General features: G+C 76.5%; 6 protein-coding genes. 2 read left to right on the top strand and 4 right to left on the bottom strand.

Annotation, left to right across the window (positions count from 1 at the left end):
- Both KIK08_RS36845 and KIK08_RS36840 read left to right on the top strand, forming a co-directional pair.
- The coding region (locus tag KIK08_RS36845; RefSeq protein ID WP_214407948.1) for an amino acid ABC transporter ATP-binding/permease protein at positions 1–1,047 on the top strand (1,047 nt) is incomplete at its 5' end.
- Between the two features lie 40 nt (positions 1,048–1,087).
- Positions 1,088–2,296: a DUF480 domain-containing protein gene (locus KIK08_RS36840; protein ID WP_214407947.1), complete on the top strand. Its 1,209-nt coding sequence runs from the start codon at positions 1,088–1,090 to the stop codon at positions 2,294–2,296.
- Positions 2,297–2,300: 4 nt separating this feature from the next.
- On the opposite strand, the gene KIK08_RS36835 is transcribed toward KIK08_RS36840, so the two are convergent.
- From KIK08_RS36835 to KIK08_RS36820, 4 genes are all read right to left on the bottom strand, one after another.
- Entirely contained in the window at positions 2,301–2,609 is a 309-nt protein-coding gene (locus KIK08_RS36835; protein WP_214407946.1) for an antibiotic biosynthesis monooxygenase family protein, read from the bottom strand.
- A 34-nt stretch (positions 2,610–2,643) separates the two neighbouring features.
- Positions 2,644–3,432 carry an SAM-dependent methyltransferase gene (locus KIK08_RS36830; protein WP_214407945.1) on the bottom strand — a complete coding sequence of 263 codons (789 nt, stop codon included), beginning with the start codon at positions 3,430–3,432 and terminating at the stop codon, positions 2,644–2,646.
- Positions 3,433–3,518: 86 nt separating this feature from the next.
- Complete coding sequence (locus tag KIK08_RS36825) at positions 3,519–4,259, bottom strand: GntR family transcriptional regulator (RefSeq protein WP_214407944.1); 741 nt, start codon at positions 4,257–4,259, stop codon at positions 3,519–3,521.
- Positions 4,237–5,757, bottom strand: a 1,521-nt coding sequence (locus KIK08_RS36820; protein WP_214407943.1) for a glutamine synthetase family protein, incomplete at its 5' end; no start/stop codon positions are given. The genes KIK08_RS36820 and KIK08_RS36825, both read right to left, overlap by 23 nt.

Raw genomic sequence — 5,757 nt, 5'->3', positions numbered from 1 at the left:
CACGGTGCCGTCGACAGCGCACTGGCCAGGGCGGATGCGGCCGACGGCGGGCTGACCCGCACCGCCCGCCGCGACGCCGCGCTGCTCGGCCTGGGCGCCGGCGCGTCGACGCTGGTCGCCGGGCTGACAGTGGCCGCGGTGCTGCTGCTCGGCGTGGTCGCCGTCGCCGGGGGCACCCTCGACGCGGTGCCGCTGGCCGTGCTCACCCTGACCGCGCTGGCCGCGTTCGAGGTGGTCGCCCCGCTGCCCGGGGTCGCGGCCCGCCTCGGGTCGCTGCGGGCCTCGGGCGCGCGGCTGTTCGACGTCCTGGACACCCCGCCTGCGGTGTCCGCGCGGCCGGACACCGGGGCGGCGCCGCCCCGCGGTCCGGTCGGCCTGCGCATCCGGGACCTGGGCGTGCGCTACGACCCGGACGGGCCCTGGGCGCTGCGGGGCCTCGACCTCGACCTGGCCCCGGGGCGCCGGGTGGCGCTCGTCGGCCCCAGCGGTGCGGGCAAGAGCACGCTGGCCGCGGTGCTGTTCCGCTTCCGCGACCCGGACGCCGGCCACGTCGTCCTCACCGGCCCCGACGGCCGCTCCGAGGTCGACCTGCGCGACCTCGACGTCGACACCGCCCGCACGGTGATCGGCGGCGTCCCCCAGGACCCCCACGTGTTCGCCGGCAGCCTGCGCGCCAACCTGGCGCTGGCCCGCCCCGAAGCCACCGACGCCGACCTCGCCGCGGTGCTCGACCGGGTGCGGCTCACCGGCGCCCTCGCCCCGGCCGGCGGCCTGGACGCCGAGGTCGGCGTGCACGGCGACCGGCTCTCCGGCGGCATGCGCCAGCGGCTGGCCCTGGCCCGCGCGCTGCTGGCCGACCCGCCGGTCCTGGTGCTCGACGAGCCGACCGCGCACCTCGACCCCGCCACCCGCGACGCCGTCCTGGACGACCTGCTCGCCGCCACCGCCGGGCGCACCGTCCTGCTCATCACGCACGACCGGGCCCGCCTGGATGAGTTCGACGCCGTCGTCGAGATGCGCGACGGCCGCGTCGGCCCCACCGGCTGACGGGCGCAGCCGCCCATCGCGGCGGTACTACGCTCGGCGCGTGGCCGAGTCGCGACCGCAGTTGTCCGCCGTCGAGCAGCGGGTGCTCGGGGCGCTGCTGGAGAAGCAGCGCACGGTCCCGGCGAGCTACCCGCTCACCCTCAACGCCCTGCGCACCGCGTGCAACCAGACGAGCAACCGCGATCCCGTCACCGACTACGACGAGCCGCTGCTGCAGGCGACGCTCAAGGAGCTGCGGGACCGCGAGCTGGTCCGGCCGGTGTGGAGCGGGGCGGGGTCGCGGGTGGTCAAGTTCCACCAGCGACTCGAGGAGCACCTCGGGATCGGCGGGCCCGAGCTGGCGCTGCTGACCGTGCTGCTGCTGCGCGGCCCGCAGGCCCCCGGCGAGCTGCGCACCCGCACCGCGCGGCTGCACCCGTTCGGCGACCGCGCCGAGGTGGAGGCCGCGCTCCGCGGGCTCGCCGAGCAGGCCGAGCCGCTGGTCGTCGAGCTGGAGCGCGGGCTGGGCCAGCAGGACCGCCGGTGGGCCCACCTGCTCGGCCCGCTGCCGGAGTCGGCGCCCCCGCCCCCGGCCGTCGACCGGGACGTCGTCATCGCCGAGGGCACCGCGGCCCGCGACGCCCGGGTGGTCGCCGGGTACGACGCCGCCGCGGCGGGCTACGCGCGGGAGCTGTCGGACGAGCTGGCGCGCAAGCCGTTCGACAGCTGGTTGCTCGACCGCGTCGCCGGCGAGGCGGACGGGGGACCGGTCGCCGACGTCGGCACCGGGCCCGGTCAGGTCGCCGCGCGGCTGGCGGCGTCCGGGGCGCGGGTGGTCGGGTTCGACCTGTCGTCGGCGATGGTCGAGCAGGCCAGGAGCCGGTTCCCGGAGCTGGAGTTCGAGGTGGGCGACCTGGCGAACCTGCTGCGCCCGCGCGCCGCCGCGGGGTGGTCGGCCATCACCGCGTGGTACGCGTTCGTGCACATGGCCGGCTCCGAGCTGCCGGGCGTGGTCGCCGGGCTCGCCCGGGTGCTGGTCCCCGGTGGGCTGCTGGCGTTCGCCGTCCACGTCGGCGAGGAGGTGCGCCACGTCGACGAGCTCTTCGGCGCCGCCGTCGACCTGGAGTTCGTGCTGCACGACGCGTCCGAGGTGGTCGACGCCGTCACCGCCGCCGGGCTGGTGGACGTCGAGTGGTACCTGCGCTCCCCGTTGCCCGAGGTCGAGGTGGCCACCGACCGGCTCTACGTCATGGCGCGCCGGCCCCGGTGAGCGGCTACGCCGGAGCACCGGCGGGCGGTCCCGCCGTCGTGTGCACGACGTGGTGCGCGGTGGGCCGGCACTCCGCGCAGATCGCGACCAGGTGGTCGAGCAGTCTGCGCGCGTCGGGGTCCTGACGCATCGCCTCCAGCTCGCCCTGGCTGTGGAACCAGCCGATGGAGTGGAACACCGTCGGGTCGTCGGCGCTCCGCACCAGGGTCAGCTCTCCCGGCCGCCCGGGCAGGCGCATCAGGACCTCGGCCAGCTCGCGCACCGCGTCGAGGAACTCGGCCTCGCCGTCGGGCCGGACGCGCCACCGGGTCATCGTGCACGGGCGTTCCACCGGCCCGCCTCCGGATCTACACCGGGCGTGCCGGCTTGCGGCCGACGCCGCCCAGGAAGGACGCCGAGCGCGGGGGACGGGCGGGCGCGGGGTCGTCGCCCTGCCAGCAGCGGACCGGGGCCACGCCGGGCGGGACCAGGTCGAGGTCGGCGAAGAAGGTGGTGACCTCCGCGCGCGAGTGGATGTGGATCCGCGCGGCGGTGTAGGCCGAGGCGAACCGGTTGCCCTCCCGCGGGGCGCCCGACCCGACCGAGACGATCAGGTAGCTGCCCGGGGCCATCGCGTCGATGAACACCGACGCGATGTCGCGGGCGGTCGCGGCGTCGGAGAAGTGCAGGATGGCGGAGAGGATCACGCAGACCGGCTCGGACAGGTCGACGAGGTCGGTGAGCTCGGGGTCGGTGACGATGGCGCGCGGATCGCGCACGTCGCCGGGGACGACCGTGACCCCGGGGCTGCGGGCCAGCAGGGTGCGGCCGTGGGCGATCACGACCGGGTCGTTGTCCACGTAGGCGACCCGGGCGCCCGGCGTGACGCCGTGCGCGATGTCGTGGGTGTTCAGCGCGGTCGGCAGGCCGGCGCCGACGTCGATGAACTGCTCGACCCCGCGGGCGGCCACGTACCGCACGGCGCGGCGCAGGAAGGCCCGGTTCTCCCGGGCCATCTGCGCGCTCGCCGGGTGGAGCGCGAGCATCTTCTCGGCCAGTTCGCGGTCGACCGCGAAGTTGTCCTTCCCGCCGAGCCAGTAGTCCCAGACCCTGGCCACGTTCGGTCTGGTCGGGTCGAACGGATCTGCGGACCCCACCAGCACCCCCGTGGTATCGGACGTCGAGCTTCGCGCCCGACCCTACTCAACACGCCCCCGAAGTGGACCACACCGCGCCGCGCGCCTCAGCCGCGGTGGTGGTGGAAGACCGTCGACGAGCGCTGCTCGAACCAGCGGGCGAGCTGCTCGCCCGCCTGGATCACGTGCTCGCGCACCAGCGAGCCGGCCGCCTCGGCGTCGCCGGCGGCGAGCGCGTCGATGATGCGGTCGTGCTCGGCGAAGTTGTCGGCGCAGTAGCGCGGGTCGTCGACCAGCAGGCGGGCCAGGATGTCGCGGGGGTAGGCCGCCTGCAGCTCGTCGATCGCGCGCTGCAGCCGGCCGTTGCCCGAGCACGCGGCGATGACGGCGTGGAAGGCCTCGTTGCCGCGGTGGCGGCGGGCGGGATCCGGGTCGGGACCACCGCCGCCCCGGTCGGCCCGCGCGCGCATGTCGGCGTTGAGGGTGCGCAGCCGGTCGAGGTGGGCGGGGGTGAGGCGGCGGACCGCGCGGCGGGCGGCCAGCGCCTCCAGCTCCGCGCGCACCTCGTAGGTCTCGCGGACCTCCCACGGGGCCGGGACGCGCACCGTCGCGCCGCGGTTGGGGTGCACCTCGATCAGCCCGCCGGTCTGCAGCTGGCGCAGCGCCTCGCGCACCGGCATCCGGCTCACCCCGAAGTCGACGGCCAGCTCGGCCTGGCGCAGCTGGGCACCGATCGGGATGTCGCCGGACAGGATCCGCTCCCGGATCCGCGCGGCCACCTGGTCGACCAGCGCGCCGCCGGAGGGGGCAGGCGCGGAGCGGGTCTCAGAGGAGGTCGAGGTACTCACGCTGCTCCCAGTCCGACACCTCGGCCAGGTAGCGGGCGAACTCGGCCCGCTTGAGGTGCACGTACCAGTCCACCACGGCGTCGCCGAGGGCGCGGCGGAACACCGCGGCGGTGTCGAGCGCGTCGACGGCCTCGCCGAGGGTGGCCGGCAGCCGGGGCGCGCCCTCGCGGTACGGGTTCTCGCTCGGCGGTCCGGGCACGAGGTCGCGGTCCACCCCGTCCAGACCGGACACCACCTGCGACAGGATGTGCAGGTAGGGGTTGGCGGCCGGTTCCCCGCAGCGGTTCTCCAGGTGCGCTCCGGCGCCGTCGTGCCCGGCGACCACCCGCACCATCGCGCCGCGGTTGTCCCGACCCCACACCACCCGGTCCGGGGCCAGCGAGTGCGGCAGGTAGCGCTTGTAGCCGTTGACCGTCGGCGTGGTGAACGCGGTGGCGGGCGCGGCGTGCTCCAGCAGCCCCGCCAGCCAGGCCATCCCGGTGCTCGACAGCGGCTCGCCCGGCGCGGTCGCGGCGAACACCGGCTCACCGGTGGTCGGGCGGCGCAGCGACTGGTGCAGGTGCCAGCCGGCGGACGCGCTGTCGGCGCCGAGCGGGCGCGACATGAACGTGGCGTGCAGGCCCTGGCGGCGGCACACCTGCTTGATCGCGGTCCGGCAGAGCACGACGTCGTCGGCGACCTTCGCGGCGTCGCCCGCGTCCAGGGTGACCTCGAACTGGCTGGGCCCGAACTCCAGCTCGATCGAGCGCAGCGGCAGGTCCAGCAGGGTCAGCCCGCGGTGCAGCTCCTCGACCAGCCCGTCGACGCCGTCGAGGGTGTCGGCCTTGAGCAGCTGCGCACCCGGAGTGGTCGGGCGGACCGCCGGGGCGGCGCCGGGGCGCCCCGGGCGGTTGGTGCGCTCGGCGTCCAGCGCGTCGAACGGCGCGTCGGCCGGGGCGAGGACGTGGAACTCCAGCTCGGTGCCGACGGTGAGCGCGAGGTCGCGCTCGGCGAGGCGGTCGAGCTGGGAGCGCAGCAGCGCGCGGGTGCAGAACGGCACCGCGCGCCCGTCGGGGTGGTGCAGATCGGCCAGCAGCAGGCCGGTGCGCCGCGACCAGGGCAGCACCCGGAACGTCGTCGGGTCGGGGACCAGCACGACGTCCCCGGCGCCGGCGAACCCGGTGTGGCCGTCCAGGGCGAGCGCCTCGAAGACGGGGTAGGTGGTGCGGCCCGCGGTGTCCTTGAGCAGCAGCGACGACGGCGCGGTGATGCCGGAGCGCAGCGCGCCCGGGAGCGCGGCGCGGGTGAGCGTCTTGCCGCGCAGGACTCCGTGCTGGTCGGTGAAGCAGACCCGGACCATCTCCAGGCCCAGCTCGTCGACCACCCGGCGCAGCTGCGCCGCGGCGGCGAACTGCTCGTCGGACCACAGGCCGTGCCGGTCGACGAACCCGCCGCGGTCGCCGGCGAGCAGCGGGCGGGCCCCCGTCCCGGCGCCGCCCGCGGCGACCGGGCGCTCGTC

It is taken from the genome of Pseudonocardia lacus, assembly GCF_018531445.1.
In the GTDB taxonomy this organism is placed as follows: Bacteria; Actinomycetota; Actinomycetes; order Mycobacteriales; family Pseudonocardiaceae; genus Pseudonocardia; species Pseudonocardia lacus.
Note: the sequence above shows the minus strand (reverse complement) of the source record. Positions and strands in the feature narration are given on the sequence as shown.